Source organism: Devosia sp. (genome assembly GCF_036676215.1).
Taxonomy (GTDB): Bacteria; Pseudomonadota; Alphaproteobacteria; order Rhizobiales; family Devosiaceae; genus Devosia.
On record NZ_JAKFDJ010000036.1, the window covers coordinates 12259 to 35192 of the forward strand.

The 22934-nt window shown below is 62.3% G+C and carries 22 protein-coding genes, 1 tRNA gene and 1 pseudogene; 14 read left to right on the forward strand and 10 right to left on the reverse strand.

All coding sequences use genetic code 11. From position 1 onward, the window contains the following. Nucleotides 1-5: 5 nt before the first annotated feature. Both V6M52_RS02445 and V6M52_RS02450 read right to left on the reverse strand, forming a co-directional pair. Nucleotides 6-1427 (reverse strand): O-antigen ligase family protein, encoded by a 1422-nt coding sequence (locus V6M52_RS02445; protein WP_332699083.1) that lies wholly within the window; start codon nucleotides 1425-1427, stop codon nucleotides 6-8. Beyond that, on the reverse strand, nucleotides 1424-2107 hold the full coding sequence (locus V6M52_RS02450) for a hypothetical protein (RefSeq protein ID WP_332699086.1): 684 nt from the start codon (nucleotides 2105-2107) through the stop codon (nucleotides 1424-1426). Before V6M52_RS02450 ends, V6M52_RS02445 begins: the two co-directional genes overlap by 4 nt. A 203-nt stretch (nucleotides 2108-2310) precedes the next feature. On the opposite strand from V6M52_RS02450, the gene V6M52_RS02455 reads away from it, so the two are divergent. After that, a tRNA-Thr gene (locus V6M52_RS02455) sits at nucleotides 2311-2386 on the forward strand. Between the two features lie 222 nt (nucleotides 2387-2608). Then, the gene (locus tag V6M52_RS02460; RefSeq protein WP_332699089.1) at nucleotides 2609-2872 is read left to right on the forward strand and encodes an antibiotic biosynthesis monooxygenase family protein; all 264 of its coding nucleotides are present in this window, start codon (nucleotides 2609-2611) and stop codon (nucleotides 2870-2872) included. 241 nt (nucleotides 2873-3113) lie between these two features. Here V6M52_RS02460 and V6M52_RS02465 read toward each other — a convergent pair whose 3' ends face one another. Genes V6M52_RS02465 through V6M52_RS02485 form a run of 5 tightly spaced genes read right to left on the reverse strand, consistent with a single transcriptional unit; the run spans nucleotide 3114 to nucleotide 7561 of the window. After that, entirely contained in the window at nucleotides 3114-3632 is a 519-nt protein-coding gene (locus tag V6M52_RS02465) for a prepilin peptidase (RefSeq protein ID WP_332699092.1), read from the reverse strand. Nucleotides 3633-3662: 30 nt separating this feature from the next. Then, nucleotides 3663-4181, reverse strand: coding sequence for a tetratricopeptide repeat protein (locus tag V6M52_RS02470; protein WP_332699095.1), 519 nt, complete (start codon nucleotides 4179-4181; stop codon nucleotides 3663-3665). 39 nt (nucleotides 4182-4220) lie between these two features. Continuing rightward, entirely contained in the window at nucleotides 4221-5189 is a 969-nt protein-coding gene (locus tag V6M52_RS02475) for a type II secretion system F family protein (RefSeq protein WP_332699098.1), read from the reverse strand. 7 nt (nucleotides 5190-5196) lie between these two features. Continuing rightward, nucleotides 5197-6162 (reverse strand): type II secretion system F family protein, encoded by a 966-nt coding sequence (locus V6M52_RS02480; RefSeq protein ID WP_332699101.1) that lies wholly within the window; start codon nucleotides 6160-6162, stop codon nucleotides 5197-5199. Nucleotide 6163: 1 nt separating this feature from the next. Beyond that, nucleotides 6164-7561: a CpaF family protein gene (locus V6M52_RS02485; RefSeq protein WP_332699104.1), complete on the reverse strand. Its 1398-nt coding sequence runs from the start codon at nucleotides 7559-7561 to the stop codon at nucleotides 6164-6166. 457 nt (nucleotides 7562-8018) lie between these two features. Here V6M52_RS02485 and V6M52_RS02490 point away from each other — a divergent pair, with 457 nt between their 5' ends. From V6M52_RS02490 to cysN, 12 genes and pseudogenes are all read left to right on the forward strand, one after another. Next, nucleotides 8019-8201 (forward strand): Flp family type IVb pilin, encoded by a 183-nt coding sequence (locus V6M52_RS02490; RefSeq protein WP_332699107.1) that lies wholly within the window; start codon nucleotides 8019-8021, stop codon nucleotides 8199-8201. 108 nt (nucleotides 8202-8309) lie between these two features. Further along, entirely contained in the window at nucleotides 8310-9170 is an 861-nt protein-coding gene (cpaB, locus tag V6M52_RS02495) for a Flp pilus assembly protein CpaB (RefSeq protein WP_332699110.1), read from the forward strand. 40 nt (nucleotides 9171-9210) lie between these two features. Then, the gene (locus tag V6M52_RS02500) at nucleotides 9211-10590 is read left to right on the forward strand and encodes a type II and III secretion system protein family protein (RefSeq protein WP_332689440.1); all 1380 of its coding nucleotides are present in this window, start codon (nucleotides 9211-9213) and stop codon (nucleotides 10588-10590) included. 4 nt (nucleotides 10591-10594) lie between these two features. Beyond that, nucleotides 10595-10858: a hypothetical protein gene (locus V6M52_RS02505; protein WP_332689443.1), complete on the forward strand. Its 264-nt coding sequence runs from the start codon at nucleotides 10595-10597 to the stop codon at nucleotides 10856-10858. An 80-nt stretch (nucleotides 10859-10938) separates the two neighbouring features. Next, entirely contained in the window at nucleotides 10939-12438 is a 1500-nt protein-coding gene (locus V6M52_RS02510; RefSeq protein WP_332699113.1) for a TadE/TadG family type IV pilus assembly protein, read from the forward strand. A gap of 5 nt (nucleotides 12439-12443) precedes the next feature. Next, a complete protein-coding gene (locus tag V6M52_RS02515; RefSeq protein WP_332689449.1) occupies nucleotides 12444-12953 on the forward strand; it encodes a TadE/TadG family type IV pilus assembly protein in 510 nt (169 codons plus the stop codon). Between the two features lie 2 nt (nucleotides 12954-12955). Continuing rightward, on the forward strand, nucleotides 12956-13624 hold the full coding sequence (locus tag V6M52_RS02520) for a TadE/TadG family type IV pilus assembly protein (RefSeq protein WP_332689452.1): 669 nt from the start codon (nucleotides 12956-12958) through the stop codon (nucleotides 13622-13624). 13 nt (nucleotides 13625-13637) lie between these two features. Then, nucleotides 13638-14777 carry an AAA family ATPase gene (locus V6M52_RS02525; RefSeq protein WP_332699115.1) on the forward strand — a complete coding sequence of 380 codons (1140 nt, stop codon included), beginning with the start codon at nucleotides 13638-13640 and terminating at the stop codon, nucleotides 14775-14777. Nucleotides 14778-14819: 42 nt separating this feature from the next. Further along, nucleotides 14820-15044: pseudogene (locus V6M52_RS02530) on the forward strand (universal stress protein); the annotation flags it as partial. A 71-nt stretch (nucleotides 15045-15115) separates the two neighbouring features. Further along, nucleotides 15116-15865 (forward strand): HAD family hydrolase, encoded by a 750-nt coding sequence (locus tag V6M52_RS02535; protein WP_332699118.1) that lies wholly within the window; start codon nucleotides 15116-15118, stop codon nucleotides 15863-15865. 298 nt (nucleotides 15866-16163) lie between these two features. Continuing rightward, nucleotides 16164-17072 (forward strand): sulfate adenylyltransferase subunit CysD, encoded by a 909-nt coding sequence (cysD, locus tag V6M52_RS02540; protein WP_332699121.1) that lies wholly within the window; start codon nucleotides 16164-16166, stop codon nucleotides 17070-17072. Then, the gene (gene cysN, locus V6M52_RS02545) at nucleotides 17072-18958 is read left to right on the forward strand and encodes a sulfate adenylyltransferase subunit CysN (protein WP_332699124.1); all 1887 of its coding nucleotides are present in this window, start codon (nucleotides 17072-17074) and stop codon (nucleotides 18956-18958) included. The genes cysD and cysN overlap by 1 nt, the downstream gene beginning before the upstream one ends. Nucleotides 18959-18992: 34 nt before the next feature. On the opposite strand, the gene galU is transcribed toward cysN, so the two are convergent. The 3 genes from galU to V6M52_RS02560 all read right to left on the reverse strand — a co-directional run bounded on the left by galU (nucleotide 18993) and on the right by V6M52_RS02560 (nucleotide 22762). After that, a complete protein-coding gene (gene galU / locus V6M52_RS02550) occupies nucleotides 18993-19898 on the reverse strand; it encodes a UTP--glucose-1-phosphate uridylyltransferase GalU (protein WP_332699127.1) in 906 nt (301 codons plus the stop codon). A 46-nt stretch (nucleotides 19899-19944) separates the two neighbouring features. Beyond that, on the reverse strand, nucleotides 19945-21372 hold the full coding sequence (locus V6M52_RS02555; RefSeq protein WP_332687470.1) for a mannose-1-phosphate guanylyltransferase/mannose-6-phosphate isomerase: 1428 nt from the start codon (nucleotides 21370-21372) through the stop codon (nucleotides 19945-19947). A gap of 172 nt (nucleotides 21373-21544) precedes the next feature. Then, nucleotides 21545-22762: an ROK family protein gene (locus tag V6M52_RS02560; protein ID WP_332687469.1), complete on the reverse strand. Its 1218-nt coding sequence runs from the start codon at nucleotides 22760-22762 to the stop codon at nucleotides 21545-21547. Nucleotides 22763-22934: the final 172 nt, after the last annotated feature.

The window sequence follows — 22934 nt, forward strand, 5'->3', positions numbered from 1 at the left end:
TTTTGCTAGCGCGTCGTTTCGTTCCGGAAAGTCGTTCCCAGCGCCATGGCGATCAGGGCGACGAAGAACACTGCATTTGCCTGGATTTCGAGGCTGAAATCGACCAGGGAGTGCAAGCCGGCGACCACCAGAACGGCGAGGCCCACGGCTTGAATCGGCCATTCGGGCCCTTCCTGTCGCAACGCCCTCATCAGCCTGATGCCGATCCACACGAACACCAGCACAGGAAGCGAACCGGCGATCAGCCCCATCTCGGACCAGAGGGAGAGGAAGCTGTTGTGCGCCCGGTCCCAGCGGAGGTCTGGGCTGACGGGAAACTGATGGACGATCTGGAAGGCCTGTTCGAAGGCGCCGCCGCCAAAGCCCAGCCAGGGGCGCATGGCGATCAACTGCATGACCTGTTCATAGAGATCGGAGCGGACAATGGTCGAGCTTTCCACTTCCACCAGCCTGTTGAACAACTGTTCGCCGAACAGCACCAGCGCGAGGATGAAGGAACCGAAAATGGCCGCCAGCAGAACAATCACGGCGGTGAGCGAGCGCACCACCCGCCCGATGATGATGGCGATGACAACTGCGGAGCCGGCCAGCGTGCAGAAGGCCCCCATGCGGGAATTGGTAGCAAAAACGACGCCCACCAGAACGAGATAGGCCACGCCATAGAGCACGGAATTGCTGATGGCGCCTGGGACGAGCCCATCATGGGGGTGACGCTCGGTCTGATGGATGAGATTGCGGCCGGCCTGCACCAGCGCAATCATGGCGCCCATCGCCAGGAAGGTGGCGAAGGAATTGCGATTCACAAATGGGCCGGTTGCCGAGCCGATATAGGCGCGTTTGGTCACGCCGAGCACTGTGTCACCGGTCTGCAAGCTCACTAGCGCCTGCAGGCAATAGATCGCGATAATCGTCAGTATGGCGTTGAGGAACACTTCGCGTCGCGCCGGATTTTGCGTGACCTGAATGACCAGCAGAAACAACGCACCATAGGTCAGGTGCCGCATGAGCATCAGGGCGGTCTGGTTGGTCGCCACGGAAATCGTGGCCGACTCGATGCTCATGCCATTGGCGACAAAGCTGGTTAGCCCGGTGTTTATCCAGCCCAATGGCGCCATCTGCAGCACCAGGTAACCACAATAGAGGGCAAACAGGGCGATCGAGACACGCATATTGGCCAGCGGTGCCGACAGGCCAATGTCGAGTGTCGACATCCGCAGCATATAAAGGGTCAGCGCTGCGCCGGTATAGAGCGCAAAAAATCCCCAGCTGAAGGCATGCACGGCGCCGAAGGGCAAGGGTACCAGAGCAAGCAGCGCGATGAGTGCGCCCATCGTCGCCCGGTTAAGCGACTTGCGAGCGGCGATATCGCTTTCGCTCTGGCGGCGACCGGAGCGCGGCATTGGCATGCTGTCGTCCAGAATGGTCATGAGGAGCGTCCGCGCAGATCGATGGTTTGGCGCACCGCCCAGAGAAAACGCGACTGATCGGCCGGGCTGGCCGTGGGAAGGGCGGCCTGGATACGGCCCCGCGCGGCTTCGTCACGGACGTAAAGACTGGCCAGGAGCCAGAGGCCCTGCGAGCTCTTGAGCAGGGTGCCGATATCCTGCTGATGGCGTTCCAGGGTGGGATCGGACAGCGCCTCGATATGCGCCTCGGCCAGGCTCACGCGCGGCAGGATCACGCGTGCCTCGCTTGGCGCCATTGCCTGTGAACGCTGGAGGTGGCGGTCCAGCGCTCCGGCATCCCCCTGGATATCGGCCACCTGAGCCAGCACCAGTTCGGCAAAACCGTGAATTGGGGTGGTCTGCAGCACGCGCTGGGCCAGGCCGGCGCATTGCGATGGCAATCCCGCCTTGAAGTCGTCGGGCATGACCGCCATGCGCGCCGATTCATAGGCCAGCAGCACGGTCTGGCAATCACGCAGGGCAGTAGATTGCGACAACAGACTGAGGCCGATACCGAGGTCATTGGCACTTGTGGCGGCCAGTCGTTCGAAGGAATTGCTGCCGCCACGAAGAACGGGCGCGCTTTCCTGATAGACGCACCATGCCCCAAGTAACGCCGTGCACAATCCGGCCGCCAATGCGCCGACGACAGATAGCTTCATTACCACTGCTCCATGACAACGAGCGGTTAGCTTACACAGGCAGAATTGACAATTGCCGAATGAGCAAAATGGTTATGGGCGGTGCCGCGCATGACCGGCAAGGCTGTGACGCATGCAGAACGCCCTGCCAGGCCGCCACAACGATCGGCGTCCAAGATGGCGCGGTTGCAGGCAAACGCGCGTGGTGATAGATGCGTCCCGTCGCCGGTATAGCTCAGTTGGTAGAGCACCTGATTTGTAATCAGGGGGTCGCGGGTTCGAACCCTGCTGCCGGCACCAGAAATCTCCAGTATTTGTGCGCCCTTCAGCCATTTGCATCCGCGCGAACCATCTTCCGCGTATTGCGGCGACGCCAACGGCAGGAACCGGGTGCAGCTCTCGGCGACCTGTCTGGAATCGATCCATCCGATGGTGGCCGGCGACATGCCTTGCTTCCGTTAGCCATCACCCCCTGCTACAATCGCGCCGCCCCATACAGGGGGCGCCTCAGGGGAGGATGCCATGTTCTCGTACATACTAAGGCTTCACGCACCCACCGATACGCAAAGCGACGAGTTTTTCAGGCGATTCAAGCAAACTCCAGGCCTCCACCACGCCTATAACCTACAAGGCGTGGAGGACGCCGAAGACGGCGTCGTGGTGACCATCTGGGACAGCCGCGATGCTGCCGAAGCGTACCTGCAAAAGTCCGAGTTGAGGAAGGACGTCGACAAAGCCTATCCTGCGATCACGCGCACCATGTATAACGTTCGCGATAGCAAGTAATGGAATAGGTTGTTCGGGAATGCCTCAGCCGCTATCGCATGGCGCGTAGCGGGCCAGCGGGTTCGACCGTCAGAGCTCACCTTCTTTGGGATAGCAAAGGTCGATCCGGTAACCGCTGACCGGTCGGTCCAGGGGTTCACTTGGACAATTTCGGTGCCGGACACATCTTGTCGATCGGGAACTTGCCAAGTCGGATCATGGACGACGATGGACAGCTGCAGCCAGCCCGGACGTCCGGCGACTATTGCGCCAGGGCGGCCGCCGCTGTCGGCAGCAGGCCGAGCAGGGCGACGATGCCGGCTGCTCCGATAGGGACCCCGAACGGCACCCGGTTGCTGACGGCAAATCGTTCGGCATGGTCGCGCCATTGTCCCTGGGGCACGAGCGTGGGGTATTTCAGGCCGAGATAGGTGAGGATGGCGAAAAGAAGGAAGGTTGCGACGAAGGGAAAAATGCCGCTCATCCCCACGGCAAGCGGCATGACAGACAGCAGCTTGACATCACCAGCGCCCATCTTTCCGGCCAGCCAGAACCCGATCAGGACGACGAACAAGGCGGCCGACATAGCCATGGGCTGCCAGACCAGGGCCGCGTCCAATCGGGCGGAATAGTCGAGGGCCCGTAGCGCCAACCCGACCACCAGCAACTGGATGACATTGTCGTTGCTGATTTTCTGGCGCTGGAAGTCGATCATGACGATGCGACCTAATACCACGACGCCCGCCGCGATGAGGATCAGCCAGGTCAGGCCCAGCAGCATGTGGGAGGCCTCATGATGGAGTGACCCGGTTCAGCGCTGAGCCACATTATAGCTCGACCCCAGCAATTGGAGATTGTTGGCGACGGTTACGTTGCCCGGATCAAGGTCACGGGCCTTGAGGAAGTTCGTCCTCGCCGAAATCAGGTTGCCGCGCAGGAGGTAGGAGTAACCGACGTTGTTGTAGTAGGCCACGGTGCCGCCGGTCAGCTGATGGAGCTGCGTGTAGACCCGGTCCGCAAGGTCGAACCTGCGGAGCCGGTCGTAGGACGCAGCCAACCCGTTGAGTGCCTCGGCGTCCTTGGGGTTGAGTTCCACCGCCCGCTTGTAGAGCGTTGCCGAGTGCCCATAGTTGCGCTGCTGGAAATGGGCCTTGGCCTCAGCCAGGGCCCGGTCGGAGGCGTAGAATTCCACCCCCGGAACGTCCGCGAAGTTCCCCGGCTTGCCGCCAAACGAGCTTTGACCAAGGGTACTGCACCCTGCGAGGGCAACTGCGAACACGATCGGCACCATCAGGCGCAGAGTGGCCAAATTGCGAGTGGATGGGTGCATAGGCGTTTGCTCCTGGTAGTCCTGGCGGGTCCGCCGCCTCTAAAAGAATATGCCGCGCATCCGTATCACGACAGGCAGCATGATAATCATCAAAACGACGGGAAAGACGCAAAGGCCAAGCGGCAGAACCATGCGCACGGGTAGGGAGTTCGCCTTTTCCTCGGCATGCAGGATACGCTGGCGACGCATTTCATTGCTATAGACACGCAGGGCGTCGACAAGGCTCGTTCCCAGTTCCTCGGATTGGCGGAACAATACGGCCAACGACTTGGCTTCCTCAAGCCCGATCCGATCGGCGAGATCGCGCAGCGCTTCGCGCAGCGACTTGCCCGCCCGCAGTTGCAGCATGAGGATGCTGAGTTGGACGCCCAGATGCTTGTGGGTAGCGGAAAACTCGGTGCTCACGCGACTGACGGCGGCCTCAAGGCTCATTCCGGCGTCTGCGCAGGTGATCATCATGTCCATGAAATCGGGGAAGCCGCGGCGGTGCTGTTCCTTGACGCCCTTGGCGTAGGCGTCGAGGGCGATGCTTGGAATGACCATGAAGCCGAGCGAGAACACCATGCAGACAGCAAAGACCAGGGGCGTCGGGATGGAACTGGGCAGCAGGAGCGTTGCGGCCCCGAAGGTGACGACGAAGGCAATGACCACCAGGGTAATCCGCGACAACTGGAAGAGCAACGGTGCGGCGCGACCGTAGAATCCGGCCTGGAACAATTTCTGTTCGAGCGCGTCGGTGCGCCCGCCGCTCCGCTCGATGGCGCGGAAATAGGCCTCGACGGGCTTCTGGGTCTGGAGGCGTCGCAGGTGGGCCTGGGCGCCCAGGGCACGCCGGTCGCCGAGGCCTTCTTCGTGCAGTTCGCGGTTGAGGCGCGACTGGGTCTGCAGCACCGGGCGCATCAGGAAGGCGATTGCCAGGAAGATCGCCGCGGCCGCCAGGAACACCAGGATCGAGATGTAAAGGCTCGTCTGGTCGCTGTTGGTGAGGTTGGCGATGAAGTCAGGCATGTTCAACCTAAAAATCGAAATTGACCATTCGGTACATGATGAAGTCGCCCAGCAACGCCCACGCGCCGAATGCGGTGAAGACCGGAACGATCAGCGGGTCGTTCCAGACGGCGCCGTAGTAGGTGGGCGCGATCAGCAAGAGGATGCCGAGCATGACCAGGGGAAACAGCGACATCATGATCGCCGACATCTTGCCCTCAGAGGCGAGGGAGCGGACCTTGAGGCGCAATATGTGGCGCTCGCGCAGGGTGGCGCTCAGATTGCCGAGGATTTCAGAAAGATTGCCGCCGGTCTTGGCCTGGATGCCGACGGCGACACTGAGCAATTGCAGTCCCTCGAACCCGACGCGCTCGGCCAGTTTCTGGGTGGCGGTCTCGAACTGGGAGCCGAAGCTCACCTCGTCGAACACGATGCCGAACTCGGTGCCGATCGGATCGGACATTTCGCGGGCAACCAGACCGATGGCCACCGAGGTCGGGTGGCCCGCCCTCAGGCTGCGCACGATCATGTCGAGAGCGTCGGGCAACTGGCGTTCAAAAGTGCGAATCCGCTTGTGCCGGGCCCGACGCAGCATCAGTAGCGGCAATGCCGCGGCCAGGACCAGACCGCTGGGCACACTGACCAAAAGAGGGAAGCGCAAGAGCGTCAGGACGGCGGTCAGCCCCATGCCCACGACCGCGTATTTCAGGAAATAGGCGAGGGGCCCGCCGGTGCGGCCGGACTGCAGGTAGAGTCGGTTGAGCCAGACGACGCGCATCAGGTAGTCGCCAGACGCGGTCAGGCCGCGCTCGGTGAGGAGCGTGCCCAATGCCACCTGCGGCTGCTCGTCCCTGGCCAGTCTTGCCAGCCGCCGATTGATGGCCTTGTGGCGCCCGCGATCAGCGAACAGGCTCCCCAGCGCGACGACCAGCAGCGCTGCCGCCGCGGCGGCCAGGGCATAGATCGCATAGAGAACGAGCTGCTCGCTGGTCATGTCAGAACGTCGCCTGGGGGTTGAAGGCATCGGGGGCGAAGGCCAGGTTCATCGCCTCGGCCTCCGACGCGAAGCGGGGACGCACGCCCGTCGCCTTGAAGTGACCGAGCACAGCCCCGCCCTCGCCGGTACCGGTGCGTACGAAATGGTAGATCTCCTGCATCTGCACCACGGTACCTTCCATGCCGGTGATCTCGGCGATGCTGGTTACCCGCCGGCCGCCATCGGACAGGCGCTGGGTCTGCACGATGATGTCGACTGCAGAGGCGATCTGGCCGCGTATGCTCTCCTGGGACATGGGCATGCCCGCCATGCCGACCATCTGCTCGAGGCGGGCCAGTGCGTCGCGCGGGGTATTGGCGTGGATGGTGGTCATCGACCCTTCGTGACCGGTATTCATGGCCTGGAGCATGTCGAACGCCTCCTCGCCGCGCACCTCGCCCACGATGATGCGGTCGGGCCGCATGCGCAGGGCGTTCTTGACCAGTTCGCGCTGGCGGATCTCCCCGCGCCCCTCGACATTGGGCGGGCGGGTCTCGAGCCGGCCCACATGGGGTTGCTGCAATTGCAGTTCGGCGGCGTCCTCGATGGTGATCAGCCGTTCGCGATCCGAGATGTGGTGCGAGAGGGCGTTGAGGAGCGTGGTCTTGCCGCTGCCGGTGCCGCCCGAAACCAGGATCGACTTGCGGGTCTGCACCGCTATGCGCAGGAACTCGATCATCGGGGGGCAGATGGAGTTGAAGGCGATCAGGCGTTCGAGCGTATAGGGCTGGCGCGAAAACTTGCGGATCGACACCAGCGGGCCGTCTATCGAGACAGGGCGCACCGCCACGTTGACGCGCGAGCCGTCCGCGAGGCGGGCATCGACCATGGGGGAGGATTCATCGACGCGCCGCCCAATGCCGGAGACGATCTTGTTGATGATGCGCAGCAGGTGGGCCTCGTCGCTGAAGCGCACCGGGGTAATCTCGAGTTGTCCGCGCCGCTCGATATAGACCCTGCGATGGGTGTTGATCAGGATGTCGGCGATGGAATCGTCCTTGAGCAGGGGCTCGATAGGCCCGAGGCCAAGCATTTCGTCGGCCGTGTCGGACACCAGTGTATCGAGTTCGGCCGCGTTCAGGGCAACGCCCTGGTCGCGTACATAGTCGCGCACGATGGGGCGGATGTCGCTAAGCAGCCGGGCGCCGTCGGTGTCGTCGAGGGCAGCGAGGTTGTATTTCTCGATCAGGTAGGCGTGCAGGTTGAGCTTGAGCGCGAGATATTGGTCGCTGTGGCGCAGGTCGGTCGCGCCGTCCTGTTCTGAAACAGCGGCCGCCGCGGGCACGGCGATGGCGGCGTCGGACTTTGCCGGCGTCTCATGCGTCGGGCGATTGTCACTGGAAAAGCGTCCCCACATCGCTACACCCTCTGCTGGCGACCCTGCGTGCAATGATCGCATCAAGACCGACCGAGCACAAGTTTACGGTTGGAGGTGTGACCGGTTTGCTAATAGGGATGCGCGGCAGATGCCAGAAGACATGTGCAGATGCTTGCCAGTCGTCTTTGGACGAACGGCCAGAATCAGGAAAAGTACGTCATCGTTGCTGACGCATCGGGGTTGATTCCTATTCAATGCCCGTGAAAAGAGTGCCTGAAAGGCAGCCTTTACTTGAATTCTGCGGCATAGTTAAATCCAGGAAGTCGCAATCAATTCAGCCAGTTGTGGCGCGGCCCGACTTTACAGCAGGCGCGCCAGCTGCCGGCGTTGATGCTTGTCAATGACGGAAATCCCTAACAAAGCGCTAATTCGAAACAGGGGCGTAGAAGAGCTGAGGAGCTTTCCCCGAATTCGCTGTGTAAATGGGAGTTTTGGAATGTCAAAGTTTGCGAAACTGGCCCGTCGCTTCCGCTCGGAGGATGATGGCGCCGCAATGATCGAATATACGGTGCTGGTCGGGATGATTACGGCTGGCGTGATCGCGGCAATCGTAGTCATGGCCGCGTGGATGGGCACGCAGTGGACTTTGCTTTGTACTGCTGTTGGACAGGTCTGCTAGTAATGCCAATCGCGGCGGGCAGACTGCCTGCCGCGATATTCTCCTGATCGGCGACAGATCAGTCAATCACATGGCTGGAGAAGTACAATGCGTATCGGAACAGTTTTGATGCTCGTGTTCGCCGTTGTATTCGGTGTAGGCGCGGTGTTCCTCTCCAATATCTGGCTGGAGAGCCGCCAGCCGGTTGCGGCCGCGGCCTCGGACAATGTCCAACTTGAAGATACCGTGGTCGTCGCGGCAATTCCCTTGCGGTTTGGTGACCGCCTCACCGAGGAAAATACCCGCGAAATCCCCTGGACCGCGTCGGTCCTGCCCGATGGCAGCTTCCGCACGCGCGCCGAACTGATCGAAAGCGAGGAAGGGGACCGGCAGGTCCTGACCTCGATCGAGGCCAATGAGCCCATTCTCAACTGGAAGATCACCGGGGCAGGGGAACGGGCGTCGCTGTCGTCGGTGCTGGCAGACGGCACGAGGGCGGTGTCCATCCGAGTCAACGACGTTCTTGGCGTGGCCGGCTTCGTGCTGCCGGGGGATCGCGTCGACATCATGTTGACCCGGGAGGAAAACAAGGAAACCTTTGTCGATGTGCTGTTGCAGGGCGTCAAGGTCCTCGCCATCGACCAGAGCGCCAACGACCGCGAGGAAAACCCTATTGTTGTCAAGACGGTAACAGTCGAGGTGCAGACCGTCGAAGCACAAAAGCTGGTGCTGGCGGCCGGCGTCGGACAATTGTCGCTGGCGCTGCGCGAGTCGGCTTCGGGTGATGAAGAAGTCACACGCCGCATTTCTTTGGGGGACTTGTCTGGTGAGCCTGCGAGGATTCTGGTACCAGAGGCAGTCGTTGCCGAAGTCGAACCGGATATTAAGGAAATTGCGCCCAACGTAGTTCCTGTCCGGCCGACAACAGTGTCTGTTGGTGTAACCCGCGGCGTGGTGCGGGATACCTACGACGTGCCGATCGGCCGGTAATGGCATTGCGGGGCGAGGGAGCCCTGCCGGAGGCGGGTACATGAAGTTGTTTGCGTTCGTTCGGGGCGGCCTGCTTGAGAATTTCACCAGGCTCGCGGCCGTCCTGCTTTTCATTGGTTGCCAGACAGTTGCGTCAAGCGCCCAGGTCATCGAGTATGATTTGACCACGACGTCGGTGCTGCGGATCAACCTGCCGCAATCGCAATCGGCCACAATTACGGTCAACGTTCCGATCGGCGAACTCGTCGTCGCCAATTCCGAAATCGCCGATGCCCAGCCGATCACCGATCAGTCGCTCTATATCGTGGGCAAGATCCTCGGCCGCACGACGGTCAGCCTCTTCAATGCCGACAAGCGGCCGGTCGGGCTGATCGAGGTGGAGGTCGGGGTCGACACCGCCGACATCGCCCAATCGATCCGCAGCGTGGTGCCCAATGCAAACGTCCAGGTCGGCACCGTCAACGGCCGGGTGCGGCTTTCGGGTGACGTGCCCGACGCGGGAACGCTCGCGCAGGTTCTCGCCGTCGCCTCCCAATATGGCAGCGACGACATCATCAATACCGTGGCCATCAAGGGCGGCCAGCAGGTCAATCTCGAGGTGCGCATTCTCGAGGCGTCGCGCAATGCGGGCAAGGAACTCGGGATCAACTGGCGCTTCGGCCCGATCAACGTCAATCCGGGTAATTCCGGCTCGAACACCGCAGACACGGGCAATTCCTTTGCTACCTTCATCACCAGCGTCATCTCCGGCACCCACAATCTCGACCTGATCATCACCGCGCTCGAGGGCAAGGGCGCGGTGCGCACGCTTGCCGAGCCCAACCTGACCACGCTGTCGGGCCAGCCGGCCAGCTTTCTTGCCGGCGGCGAAGTGCCCGTCCGCCTGCGCGACGCGGAGGGGTCAACGACCCTCGAATACAAGGATTTCGGTGTTAAGCTCGATTTCCTGCCGGTGGTCCTGAGCGGGGACCGCATCCAGATCCGGCTGACGCCCGAAGTCAGCGAGTTGACCGGCCTGACGTCGGGCGGCGATCCCATCTTCACCACGCGCAATCTCGACTCAACGATCGAACTGCGCGATGGGCAGAGCTTTGCCGTGGCCGGACTGCTGCAGAGTAGCAATGTGCGCCAGCAGGACCAGATTCCGTGGATTGGCGACATCCCGATTCTCGGCACGCTCTTCCGGTCATCGAGCTTCCAGAAGCGCGAAACCGAGCTGGTGGTGATCGTCACCCCGCGCCTGGTGCAGCCGAGCGTGCCGGGGCAGGTCGCCGCCACGCCCTTCGACAACTCGCGCTCCAGCAACGATGCCGAATTTTTCCTGCTGGGTCAGGTCGAGGTGACGCGCGAGCTGGTGCAGTATTTCGAAGACGGTTCCGGCATTATCGGCCCCTTCGGTCATATCGTGGATACGGAGTAGGCCGATGCCGAAATTCCCCGCGTTCCGGTTCGGAGACCTGCTGCTCAAGGCCGGCACCATGGTCGTTCTTGGCGCGGTGGCCGCCGGCTGCAGCTACGACCAGCGCAATCATTCGGACCGTGTCACCTTTGCGGCGGGCAATGCGGTGCGGGCCAATCTCGAGCGCGAGACGGTAAATCCCTCCAAGGACTCGATGTACCGAGTCGGCGGGCTCGGCAGGAATGGGATCGTCATCCCCGACGAGGAAAGCACGGAGGCAGCGCCGTGACCGGTCTTTGCTCCGCCATCAATTGCACCCATCCGCAGGCCCGAGGCAGGGCCCGCCGGTAATGGAGATGGGAGCGCGTTATGATCAGGCTCAGAGCAACGATCAGGCGCTTTTGTAGAGACGAAAGCGGCGTTGCGCTGGTTTTCGTGACCATCACCCTGCCGGTGCTGATCGGCCTGTCACTGCTTGCCATCGACATGGCGCGGGTCAACAACCTCCACAACGACCTGCAGAAAGCCGCTGACGCGTTCGCCCTGGCGGCAGCGGCGGAGCTGGATGGGCAGGGGGATGCACACGAGCGGGCCGAGCGGGCGCTGCTGAACCTGGTGGAGAACGCGAGCAGGTTTTCCGACGCCGGTACCCACATCTTGACGGGGGACGGCAACGACATCACCTGGCGCTTCCTCGAGGACCTACCGCCCAACGACGCCGACCCGATCCTCGACGATCCCTATCTGACGGAGGGCCCGGGTGAGACCAGCTTCATAGAGGTGGTTGTCAAGCCCACCGGCTTCTCCACCATTTTCCCGGCCAGTTTCCTCGGCGGCGCTGACACCATGGATGTCGGGTCAAGCGCAGTGGCCGGCTTCGGCAGCGCTGTCTGTGATTTCACGCCGGTCTTTATCTGCAACCCCTACGAATTGCCCAATGACGAGAACCTGTCACTGGAAGACGCGGTCGCAGAGACCCAATACAGGCGACGCCAGATCAGCCTGAGAAGCGTCGGTGGCGGCGCGGATTATTTCCCGGGCAATTTCGGGTTCCTCGACGCGGGGGGTGCCAATGGTGCGCGTGCGCTTGCCGAAATGATCGCCAGTTCACGCCCGCTCGCGTGCTATTCGAGCGAGGGGGTCGACACCAAGACCGGACAGAATTCCGGGCCGGTCAAGGGTGCCATCAACATCCGGTTCGGTATCAAGGAGCCCGGCGCGAGCTGGAACGGGGCCGAATATGGACCTGCCGAGAACGTACGCAAGGGGGTGGAAACGGCCAGTGGCAATAATTGTCCCAATGGGAACCAGATCGAATATTCCACCGATCCCCTGACCGGGCTCATTGGGCTTCCCACCGACGACTGCCACCAGTCGGGTACCTGCACACTCATGGGCGGGCGCATGGGCGATGGGAATTGGGACATTGACACCTACTGGGAGGTCAATCATCCAGGGGTGCCGCTGCCGGTCGAGCTCAGCGCTACGGGCGCCGACCAGCCGACGCGATACGAGGTCTACCGCTACGAAATCGACAACGACCTGGTTGCCGACGAGTCAACGGGCGGGGAGGTCGGTACCCCCAAAAGCGGCTGCGGGGCGCCGGTGACCGGCGTCGACCGGCGTCTGCTCTATGGCGCGGTCCTCAACTGCCAGGCGCTTGAGGCCCAGGGACAAGATCTTGGCGGGCACGAGGAGGACCTGCCTGTCGAGGTTTTCGCCAGCTTTTTCATCACCGAGCCGGTCAAGGACATTCCACAGAGCGAGTACGACGCTAACATCTTCGTCGAGCTCGTCGACGTCACCGGCCGTTATGGCCGCGGCACGCTGGAAGATTTCCAGCATGACGAAGCCCAGCTCTACCGGTGATCGCCATGTGGAGGGGGACGACATGGCTGAAGCGTTTCTGGGGTGACGAGGCCGGCGCCGCGCTGGTCGAAATGACGCTGATTACGCCCTTGATGGTGGTGCTTTCCGCCGGTGTCTTCGAATTCTCCAGCATCATTCATTCCAAGCTGCTCGTTGAGGCCGGCGTGCGGGACGGCGCCCGCTACTTCGCCCGTTGCGACAAGGGCAGCAATTTTGCCGCTTGTGAAACGGTGGGCAAGAACATCGCGGTGACTGGCCAGGCCGCGAGCGGTGGCACCGCCCGGGTCATTGGCTGGGCTGTCGGCGATGTCACCATTGCCTATTCCAAACAGATCGACGTCACCGTGATCGACGTCGATACCGGGGAGGAAAATTATCGCAGTTCGAGCGGCGTGGTGAACGTCGTCCGCGTCTCGACCGACTATGCCTATTCTGGCACTGGCCTCTGGTCCTTTCTCGGCTTCGGCGACCTCACCCTCTCGGCCTCCCACGATGAACGAGTATTGGGGAATTGAGCATGGGTGCGCGCCATTTCCTCAGCGACGAAGCGGGGGCGGTGATGGTGGAGTTCACCATTGTCATAACGCTGCTCTTGACGCTCGTCCTCGGCTTCGTCGATCTCGGCCATGCCTTCTACCAATGGAACGCCGCCAACAAGGCCGTGCAGGTCGGTGTGCGGCTGGCTGCTGTTTCAAGTCCTGTCGCCGAGGGGCTGGTCCTGGAGGCGTTCACGCCAGCCAACAGTTCCGCCATTGGTACGCCGGTGGCGTCCGGTACCTATCACTATACCTGCTCCTCCAATGCTGCCGGCGTCCCGTCCTGCGCCTGCACCTCGGGTAGCTGCGCCGGCCTCACCGCCAGCCAGGACGCCTTCGACCTCGTCTATTTTGGAGACGATTTTGATGACACTCCCCTCTGCGGAGCGGTGGTTGCCGGAGATCGGCCCGGCATGTGTGATTTCTTTCCCGGTATCGAACCGCAGAACGTGCGCATCGAATATATCGCCACCGGGCTCGGCTACTGGACGCGACCGGGGGGGGCGGTTCCCACCATCCGGGTCAGCATAGTGGGGCGGCAGTTCGAGTTTTTCTTCCTCGGCGGTCTGCTCAGCTTTGCCGATATCACCATGCCCAACATGCTAAGCACGATAACCGGTGAAGATCTCTCGACGACCTATACAAATTGAAAGAGCAGAGCACATGCCCAAGAGCGCGCCTCGTCCGGGCACAAGGACACTGGGAATCTATTCCGAGGACGCCGGTTTGCGGGCGCAGTTTGCCGCCAGGCTCGCGGATACCGGCCGTGCCGCCATGGTCGAGGCCGAGCCCGCATCCTTCCTGTCGGCGAGCGCGACCACGTCGAAGCACGATCTCATCGTCCTTGATGTGGGGGATGGGGCCATGCTGGAGGATTCGCGCTTCCAGGCGGCGCGCGACAAACTCGCGGGCGTTCCGCTGATCGTCGTTTCGGAGGCGCTGGCGCCGGAGCGCGTGCGGCAGGTGGTCAAGCTGCAGGCTGCTGACTGGCTGCGCAAGCCGCTGCTCGACCAGGATATTTCGGCTGTGCTCGCACAGATGGAGGGAAGCACGTCCTCCTCGCGGGTCACCACCATTATCGGCGCATCGGGCGGGGCGGGCGCCACCACGCTGGCGCTGATGGCGGGGCACTATCTTTCCCAGTCCGGCACGGTTGCGCTCGTCGACCTGGATTTCCAGACCGGGAGCTGCGGGGCCTATCTCAACAGCCAGAACGAATTCGACCTCGAGGCGGTCGTCGCCAATCCCGACCGGCTCGACGCCGAGCTTCTCGACCTGATCAAAGCCGGCCAACGGGCGAATCTCGAGCTCTATTCCTTCGAGCGGCCGGACCTCGTCTTTGCACCGACCGCCAGGCGCTTTGCGCTGCGGCTGCTCGACTTGCTGACCTTGCGCCACAAGGAGGTCGTCATCGACCTGCCCAACCTGTCGACACCGTGGTTCGACGACGTAGTCCGGCATAGCGACGATGTCGTCATCGTCTTCGAAACCAATGTGGCGGCGCTGCGCCAGGCCAAGATGCTGCTGCGGCGGGTCGAGGCGGCGCGGGGCGGCAGCAAGGGGATTGCCCTTCTGGCCAACAAGACCCGGTTCAGGATGTTCGGCAACCCGATCTCCCGCAAGGATGTGGAAAAGCTGCTGGGGGTGGATCATTTCCACACTGCGGTCCGCGACCACGACCTGCTGACCGACGCCGTCAATCGCGCCATCTTCCCTTCCGAGGTCTCCTCGCATGCCAGCTTCGTGCGGCAGGCGCACCGGTTCCTGAGCTCGGTTTTCGGGGTCAGGAAGTCCGCTCGGTAACGCCTTCGATTCGGGCGAGAAACGCTCGAAGCGCGCGGCAAGCTTGAAGCGGCCGCAAACCTGTCGCGAGGCGCATCGTTCGAAGTGGAAACGCACCTCGAAGAAGGCGAGCCGGACGAGGTGATTGCGCGCCATGCCGAGGCGGATCACATCGACCTGCTGGTCATGGGGGCCTATGGCCATTCACGGATCCGCAACTTCATCATCGGTAGCACGACGAACGAGATGGTCCGCTCGGTCAAGATTCCGGTTATGCTGTTCCGGTAGAGCCTGGCACCAGCGTTTCACCGCTTTTTGGTTGCCAGCACGGGCAAAGTGGTCGACGTTCGATTTCGCAAGTGTTCGGAGGGCAGGTTCTGGGGCACAGTCCAGCGCGTCCAACCATTGTTCTGTTCGATCTGGACGGAACTCTGGTTCACCATATCAATCCTCGAGTCCTCCAGATGCTGGAGTTCCTGGATGACCTTTCGCACGGTAGTGGGCGGTTCGCCGCGCGCTTCCGGCTGATGCGGCGAAGCCAGTTGGTCACGGGGCCAAAGACGCCCTCACTCGTCGTGCATCGGACGATGCACCGACTGCGACGCAAGTCGGTCGAGGCGATGCTTCAGCCATGTGACGCCATGCGCTCTGTGCTCGACCTGCTTCGTTCCAACGGCATTCCGATGGGTATGGTCAGCAACGGGCTCGGCAAGGGCTATGGGCATGACGTGCTGGATGCTTTCGACCTGCGAAAGTACTTCGCGACCTGCATTTTCCGAGAGGACGTCACACACGGCAAGCCGACGGCGGAGCCGGTTCTGAAGGCGCTTGGCTCTATCGGTCGCCCGATAAGGCGCTCCGATGTGATTTGGTATGTGGGTGACCAGCGCAAGGACATTACGTCCGCGCTGGCGGCTGCACGTCAAAGTGGGCACGCAATCCTGCCTATCGCCTTGGGCGCCAGGGCTGCAATCGCGTCTGCCGAGAACCGTGTTTCAATCAAGCAGGTCATGTGGTCGGCGGCCGATCTGATCAACATGGTGGAGTGCGCTTTCCCGGTTGATGCCCCGCTGGCACTACTGTCGCTGCAGCCCGCCCAACTGGGATGACTGCATTTCAGGAAGCGGCGGCGCGCGCCACGAGGGTCCCGATAGCCTCTTCGGAGCTCTTTGGCATGCGGAACTTTTTTTCCGCCTGCGGTGGGCATCCTGCACATTTTGACCGTCACGGGGCAGGGCGTCTGGTGCGCTGTGTCCGCGTGGGCGGCAAAGGCAGACAAATATACCCAAAGTCTTTTGCCAGAAGGGTTTCCGGCGTTTTTGGACTTGATGGAGGGACCGCTCCCGCCTTACCAACGGGCTTGGATTGCGCTCCTGTCTGCGGGGGCTGTTTGGAGTATGGAACAGAGTGACCAGCGGTTCCCTGACGCATCTGCAAAGCCTTGAGGCCGAGAGCATCGAGATCCTGCGCGAGGTGGCGGCGAGTTTCGAGCGGCCGGTGATGATGTATTCCATCGGCAAGGATTCCAGCGTCCTGCTGCATCTGGCGCGCAAGGCCTTTTTTCCGAGCAAGATCCCGTTTCCGCTGCTGCATGTGGATACGACGTGGAAGTTCCGCGAGATGATCGCCTTCCGTGACCGGATGGCGGAGCAGTTCGGGTTCGATCTCATCACCCACTCCAATCCGGACGGACTGCGCGACAATATCAATCCGTTCGATCACGGCTCCTCGCGCTATACCGACATCATGAAAACTGCGGCCCTGCGCCAGGCGCTCAATGCCGGCCGCTATGACGCGGCCATCGGCGGGGCGCGGCGCGACGAGGAAAAGTCGCGCGCCAAGGAGCGCATCTTTTCCCATCGCAATGCCAGCCATACCTGGGACCCCAAGAACCAGCGTCCCGAGCTGTGGCGCGTGTTCAATACGCGGCTCAACCCGGGCGAGAGCATGCGGGTGTTCCCGATCTCGAACTGGACCGAGCTGGACGTCTGGACCTATATCTATGCCGAAGGCATCGAGCTGCCCTCGCTCTACTATGCCAAGCGGCGCCCGGTGGTGGAGCGCTCCGGCACGCTGATCATGGTCGATGATGACCGCATGCCGCTGGCCAAGGGCGAAGTGCCGCGCGAGGAACTGGTGCGCTTCCGCACGCTGGGCTGCTATCCGCTGACGGGAGCGATGCGCTCCACCGCGGCGAGCCTGCCCGAGATCATCATGGAAATGCAGGCCAGCCGCACCTCGGAACGCGAGGGGCGCCTGATCGACAGCGATTCTGTGGGATCGATGGAAAAGAAAAAGCAGGAAGGGTATTTCTGATGAGCCTTTCCCTGGCTACGCCCGACACCGACATCGCCCTCTGGCTCAACCAGCAGACGGAAAAGTCGCTGCTGCGCTTTCTGACCTGTGGCAGCGTCGACGATGGAAAATCCACGCTGATCGGGCGGCTGCTCTATGACAGCCAGCTCATTCTCGACGACCAGCTGGCGAGCCTGAAGAAGGAAAGCCGCAACCGCACCACCGGCGACGAGGGGATCGATTTCTCGCTGCTGGTCGATGGCCTGGCCGCCGAGCGGGAGCAGGGGATCACCATCGACGTCGCCTATCGGTTTTTTTCCACCGACAAGCGCAAGTTCATCGTCGCCGATACGCCCGGTCATGAGCAGTATACCCGCAACATGGCGACCGGCGCCTCCAATGCCGACCTGGCCCTGGTGCTGATCGACGCGCGCAAGGGCGTGCTGACCCAGACGCGGCGCCACAGTTTCATCCTGTCGCTGATCGGGGTGAAGCACGTGGTGCTGGTGGTCAACAAGATCGACCTCGTCGACTATGACGAGGCAGTGTTTGACCGCATCGTCGCCGAATATCGCGCTTTTGCCGAGCCGCTGGGGTTCAGCACACTGGCGGCGGTGCCGGTTTCGGCGCTGCGCGGCGACAACATACTGGCCAAGAGCGAGCGGACGCCGTGGTTCGACGGCTCCCCGCTGGTGCCCTATCTCGAAACGGTCGAAGTGGCCGAGGACCGCAGTGCGGGCAAGCTGCGTTTTCCCGTGCAATGGGTGAACCGGCCGAATCTGGATTTCCGCGGCTTCTCGGGTACGGTCGCATCGGGTGCCGTGGCTGTGGGCGACGATGTGCTGATTGCCTCGTCGCGCAAGCCGGCGGTCGTCAGCCGCATCGTGACCATGGATGGCGACCTGCAGCGCGCCGTGGCTGGGCAGGCGGTGACGCTGGTGCTGGACCGCGAAGTGGATGTTTCGCGCGGCGACATGCTGAGCCATCCTGGCGAGACGCCGGAATTCTCCAACCAGTTCCAGGCGCGCCTGGTGTGGATGAGCGAAGAGCCGGCCTTTCCGGGGCGCTCCTATCTGCTCAAGCTGGGCACGCAGCTGGTGCCGGCGACGATTACCGACCTCAAGTTCCGCACCAACGTGAACACGCTGGAGCATACGGCGGCGACCAAGGTTGATCTCAACGAAGTCGCCACGGTCACCATCGCCACCGGCAAGCCGATCGCCTTCGACGCCTATGCCAGCAATGCGCTGACCGGCGGCTTCATCCTGGTGGACCGCATCTCCAATGCGACGCTGGGTGCAGGCACCATCGAATTCGGCCTGCGACGGGCGCAGAATCTGACCTACCAGTCGTTCGACGTGAACCGCGATGTGCGGGCGCAGATGAAGGGGCAGACGCCCAGGATCATCTGGTTCACCGGGCTCTCGGGCTCGGGCAAGTCGTCCATCGCCAACCTGCTGGAAAAGCGGCTGACCGCCGAGGGCCGCCACGCCTATATCCTGGATGGCGACAATGTGCGGCATGGCCTCAACCGTGATCTCGGCTTCACCGAGGCAGCACGGGTGGAAAATATCCGCCGCGTGGCCGAGGTCGCTCGGCTGATGGCCGATGCGGGGCTGATCGTGCTGGTATCGTTCATCTCGCCCTTCGAGAACGAACGGCGGCTGGCGCGCGAGATTGCCGGCGATATCGACTTCATCGAGGTCTATGTCGATACCCCGATCGAGGTCTGCGAGGCCCGCGACCCCAAGGGTCTCTACAAACGCGCCCGCGCCGGCGAGATCAAGAACTTCACCGGTATCGATAGCCCCTTCGAGGCGCCTACCAATGCCGAACTGGTGCTGCACGGCGCCGAGGCCGAGCCGCTCGTGCTGGCCGACCAGCTGCACGAATGGCTGGATCGATAGATAGAAGAGAGGGCGCCAGGAGGCGCCCTTTTTCTTACTGCGCGGGTACCTGCAGGGCGTCGTCCAGGTCGAGCTTGCGCAGTTCCTTGAGGAAGCCGTCGCGGATGTCGTCGCGATCGAGCGCATAGACGACATTGGCGGTCAGAAAGCCGATCTTGGAGCCGCAGTCAAAGCTCTGTCCCTGGTACTTCACGCCGGTGAAGGACTGTGACTTCATCAGGGTCTGCATCGCATCGGTAAGCTGAATCTCCCCGCCGGCGCCCTTGGGCTGGTCGGCCAGCAGATTGAAGATTTCCGGCTGCAGGATATAGCGGCCCGAAATGATCAGATTGGACGGCGCATCCTCGCGCTTGGGCTTTTCCACCATGCCGGTAACCTTGAAGCCATCGTCCGGCCCCGCGCCGCGGGCGATTACGCCATAGGACGACACTTCCTGCTCGGGCACTTCCTCGACCGCAATGACATTGCCGCCGGTTTCTTCGTAGGCGTCCATCATCTGCTTGAGCACGCCGGGCTCGCCCTTGAACAGCATGTCGGGCAGCAGCAACGCAAATGGCTCGCCGCCGACGATGTGGCGGGCGCACCAGACGGCGTGACCCAGGCCAAGCGGCTCCTGCTGGCGGGTGAAGCTGGTGCGGCCCGCCGATGGCAGGTCCTGGCGCAGTTCTTCCAGCGCTGCCGTCTTGCCACGGCTCTCGAGCGTGGTTTCGAGTTCGAACTGGCGGTCGAAATGATCCTCGATGACGCCCTTGTTGCGGCCGGTGACGAAAACGAAGTGCTCGATACCGGCTTCACGCGCCTCATCGACCGCATATTGAATCAACGGCCGGTCGACCACGGTCAGCATTTCCTTGGGCAGGGCCTTGGTTGCCGGCAAAAACCGGGTGCCGAGGCCGGCCACGGGAAATACCGCGGTCCTGACGCGCTTGCTCGAAGCCATGACTTTCCTTTCACTAATTGCTTTATCGGCAGGACGGTCGAGACACCTAGGCGCGCCCGAACTCGTCCTCGATACGAATGATGTCGTCTTCGCCCAGATAGGAACCGGTCTGCACTTCAATCAGTTCCAGATCGATTTTGCCAGGGTTAGCCAGGCGATGAGTACAGCCCAGGGGCAGGTAGATCGACTGGTTCTCGCTCAGCACGATGATGGTGCCATCCAGAGTGACCTCCGCCGTGCCCCGCACCACGACCCAGTGTTCGGCGCGGTGGTGGTGTTTCTGCAGGCTGAGTTTCTTGCCCGGCTTGACGAACAGGCGCTTGACCTGGAAACGCTCGCCACTGAGCACGGAAGCGTAGCCGCCCCAGGGTCGATAGGCTGTTCGATGGGTTTCAGTCAGCCCGGCAGTGCCCCTGTCGGCGCGCAGGGTCTTGACCATGGCGCCCACCTTCTGGGCCTCGGAGAGGCGCCCGACATAGACGGCATCATTGGTCGCAATGACGGCAATGTCGTCGAGACCATCCACGGCAACATGGGCGTGGTCGGTGACCACCAGCGAGTTGCTGACGCCGGACAGTGTTACCGAGCCCTGGGTCAGGTTCTGCTCGCTGTCGCGTGCGGCGTTCTTCCACACGGCATCCCAGCTACCAAGATCGCTCCAGCCGAAATTGACGGCCACGACCGCCGCCTTGTCGGTCTTTTCAAAGATGGCATAGTCCACCGAGATATTGGGAGCGGTGGCAAAGGCGGCCTCGTCAAGGCGAATGAAATCGAGGTCTGCCTTGGCTTTGCTGACCGCCTCGCGCGCTGCTTTGTGCGTGTCGCGCGACAGGGTCGCGCATTCGCGCAGGAAGGCGCCGGCTCCGATCATGAACATGCCGGAATTCCAGAAATAGCCACCCTCTGAGAGCATCTGGGCGGCGCGTTCGGCATTCGGCTTTTCAACGAAGCGCTCGATCGGGCGTATGCCGGCGCCGATCTCGGCATCCGCCTTGATGTAGCCGAAGCCGGTTTCGGGATGGGTGGGCATGATACCGAATGTCACCAGCTGGCCCGCCTGCGCGGCTTCCGCCGCCTGCCGTACGGCAAGCCCGTAGCCGTCATCGACTGCGATATCGTGGTCGGAGGGCAGTACATGCAGCACCGTATCGGCGCCGAAAATCTCGTCGGCATAAGCAGCGGCCGCGGCGATGGCGACCGCCGTGTTCCGTGCGACGGGTTCGAGCAAGATGGCGGACAGCGTCGCGCCGGCCTCGATGGCCTGTTCGGCAACGATGAAACGATAGTCTGAATTGGTGATGACGATTGCGGGGGCATAGAGGGATCTGTCGCCCACTCGCTCCAGGGTTTTCTGGAACAGGCTCTGGGGCCCGATCAGCGGCAGGAACTGCTTTGGCCGCGCTGCCCGCGACATTGGCCACAGCCGCGTTCCCTGTCCGCCGGCTAGGATGACAGGCACAATCAGTTTGGTCATGGTGGCAGGCCCTACTTCGCTGGGGAAATACACAATGATGCCGGCGCTTTCGATACTATGTCTGGCAGAAACATGGCAGTAGATATTTCTGGGTGGTTAACAGCGCCCAGCCTGATTTCATACGCGAATACAATCGATTGGCCATGCCGGCTGGCGTCTGGCTGCCATGCAGTCAGGCGAGCGTGGCAAAGTCGGTCTGATCGATTTCGTTGAGGGTCTTCATCAACAGCCCCTTGAATACGGGTTCCCGCTCGTCGCGATAGGCTACCACCCGGGGCAGGCCGTTGACGCGACAGATGAGCGCGCTGGCCAGCGCCGCGTTGATCTCGGTCTGCATCAGTCCGAAGGCGCGCGCCCCGGGGCCGACAATCAGGATATGGGAGGGATCGAATACCGCCATCATGCGGCTGAGCCCGAAGCCAATGGCGCGGCCTGCGACATTAAAGGCATGGCTGGCGTTGCGGTCGCCGGCCTCGGCGCGGGCGATGAGGTCTTCATATTGCTGTGCTGGTACAGCGGGGGCAGGAGGGGTTGTTTCAGGAACGGAATAGGCCGTGCGCAATACCCCATAGTCTGACGCATAGGCTTCAATGCAGCCACGCATGCCGCAGCGGCAGAGCGCGCCGTTCGGCAGATGGTTCATGTGGCCGAATTCGGTTGCGCCTTCATCGCCCCGGCCCAGGATCTGGCCCCGAAACGTCATCCCCATGGCAACCGTCGAGCCGACGAACACGGTCGCAACGCTGGCGTCATGCAGCGCCGGATCGAGCCAGCGTGCACCCTCGGCGAGCAGCCGTCCGCGCTTATGAAGTGATACCGGCAGGGCGAATGTCTCCGCCAGTTCCAGGGCAAAGGGCTTGTTGGCCAGATGGGCGATGGGCGACCATTTGAGGCTTTGTCCATCGCGGTCGAGAATGCCCTGCACCGAGATCGCCACGCGCCGCAGGACGCCGGCCTTGACTGGATTGCGTGCCTGGAGCTGTCGGAGGCGATCGGCCAGGAAGGTGGACGGCGACGACTCGGCGAAGGTCGTTGGCGTGACCGGGGCCTCGATGCGATCCACCAGTATGCCGCCATAGTCGACCAGCGACAGGCGTGCGCGGTTGACGTCGATCTCGAACAGGGCCGCCGCGCCTACATGGCGGTTGAAGCCAACCAGCGTGGCCGGACGACCGCGACCGCGAGAGTCATGCCGTTCCGCCGGCTCCAGCTCGGCGATGACCTGCTGTTCGATCAGGTCGTGCGTGATGGCGGTGATGCTGGCGTGGCTCAGCCCGGTGCCCGCGGCCAGCGCGGTGCGTGACAGCGGACCCTGCACGCGCAGGGCACCAAGCACCAGGCCCCGGTTCTGCCGCCGGACGCTGTCGCTATCGCTGACGTTCCGCGCCAAGCAGCTTACTCCTCACCCAAACGCAACACACCATTCCTCCGCGCTTATCGCAATCGTATTTATTTCGAGTTTCGAAATTGAAGTTGACTCGTTCGCGGCACTTATGCGACTTCTTTTTTCGAGCAGTGAAATTAATGCTCAGGGCGCCGGTGGAGCGGGCCCGCTGGGGTAA

Excerpts from the sequence above, each read along its gene's own strand:
- V6M52_RS02445 (WP_332699083.1), bottom strand. The coding sequence starts at position 1,427 with ATGACCATTCTGGACGACAGCATGCCAATGCCGCGCTCCGGTCGCCGC.
- V6M52_RS02450 (WP_332699086.1), bottom strand. The coding sequence starts at position 2,107 with ATGAAGCTATCTGTCGTCGGCGCATTGGCGGCCGGATTGTGCACGGCG.
- V6M52_RS02460 (WP_332699089.1), top strand. The coding sequence starts at position 2,609 with ATGTTCTCGTACATACTAAGGCTTCACGCACCCACCGATACGCAAAGC.
- V6M52_RS02465 (WP_332699092.1), bottom strand. The coding sequence starts at position 3,632 with ATGCTGCTGGGCCTGACCTGGCTGATCCTCATCGCGGCGGGCGTCGTG.
- V6M52_RS02470 (WP_332699095.1), bottom strand. The coding sequence starts at position 4,181 with ATGCACCCATCCACTCGCAATTTGGCCACTCTGCGCCTGATGGTGCCG.
- V6M52_RS02475 (WP_332699098.1), bottom strand. The coding sequence starts at position 5,189 with ATGCCTGACTTCATCGCCAACCTCACCAACAGCGACCAGACGAGCCTT.
- V6M52_RS02480 (WP_332699101.1), bottom strand. The coding sequence starts at position 6,162 with ATGACCAGCGAGCAGCTCGTTCTCTATGCGATCTATGCCCTGGCCGCC.
- V6M52_RS02485 (WP_332699104.1), bottom strand. The coding sequence starts at position 7,561 with ATGTGGGGACGCTTTTCCAGTGACAATCGCCCGACGCATGAGACGCCG.
- V6M52_RS02490 (WP_332699107.1), top strand. The coding sequence starts at position 8,019 with ATGTCAAAGTTTGCGAAACTGGCCCGTCGCTTCCGCTCGGAGGATGAT.
- cpaB (WP_332699110.1), top strand. The coding sequence starts at position 8,310 with ATGCTCGTGTTCGCCGTTGTATTCGGTGTAGGCGCGGTGTTCCTCTCC.
- V6M52_RS02500 (WP_332689440.1), top strand. The coding sequence starts at position 9,211 with ATGAAGTTGTTTGCGTTCGTTCGGGGCGGCCTGCTTGAGAATTTCACC.
- V6M52_RS02505 (WP_332689443.1), top strand. The coding sequence starts at position 10,595 with ATGCCGAAATTCCCCGCGTTCCGGTTCGGAGACCTGCTGCTCAAGGCC.
- V6M52_RS02510 (WP_332699113.1), top strand. The coding sequence starts at position 10,939 with ATGATCAGGCTCAGAGCAACGATCAGGCGCTTTTGTAGAGACGAAAGC.
- V6M52_RS02515 (WP_332689449.1), top strand. The coding sequence starts at position 12,444 with ATGTGGAGGGGGACGACATGGCTGAAGCGTTTCTGGGGTGACGAGGCC.
- V6M52_RS02520 (WP_332689452.1), top strand. The coding sequence starts at position 12,956 with ATGGGTGCGCGCCATTTCCTCAGCGACGAAGCGGGGGCGGTGATGGTG.
- V6M52_RS02525 (WP_332699115.1), top strand. The coding sequence starts at position 13,638 with ATGCCCAAGAGCGCGCCTCGTCCGGGCACAAGGACACTGGGAATCTAT.
- cysN (WP_332699124.1), top strand. The coding sequence starts at position 17,072 with ATGAGCCTTTCCCTGGCTACGCCCGACACCGACATCGCCCTCTGGCTC.
- galU (WP_332699127.1), bottom strand. The coding sequence starts at position 19,898 with ATGGCTTCGAGCAAGCGCGTCAGGACCGCGGTATTTCCCGTGGCCGGC.
- V6M52_RS02555 (WP_332687470.1), bottom strand. The coding sequence starts at position 21,372 with ATGACCAAACTGATTGTGCCTGTCATCCTAGCCGGCGGACAGGGAACG.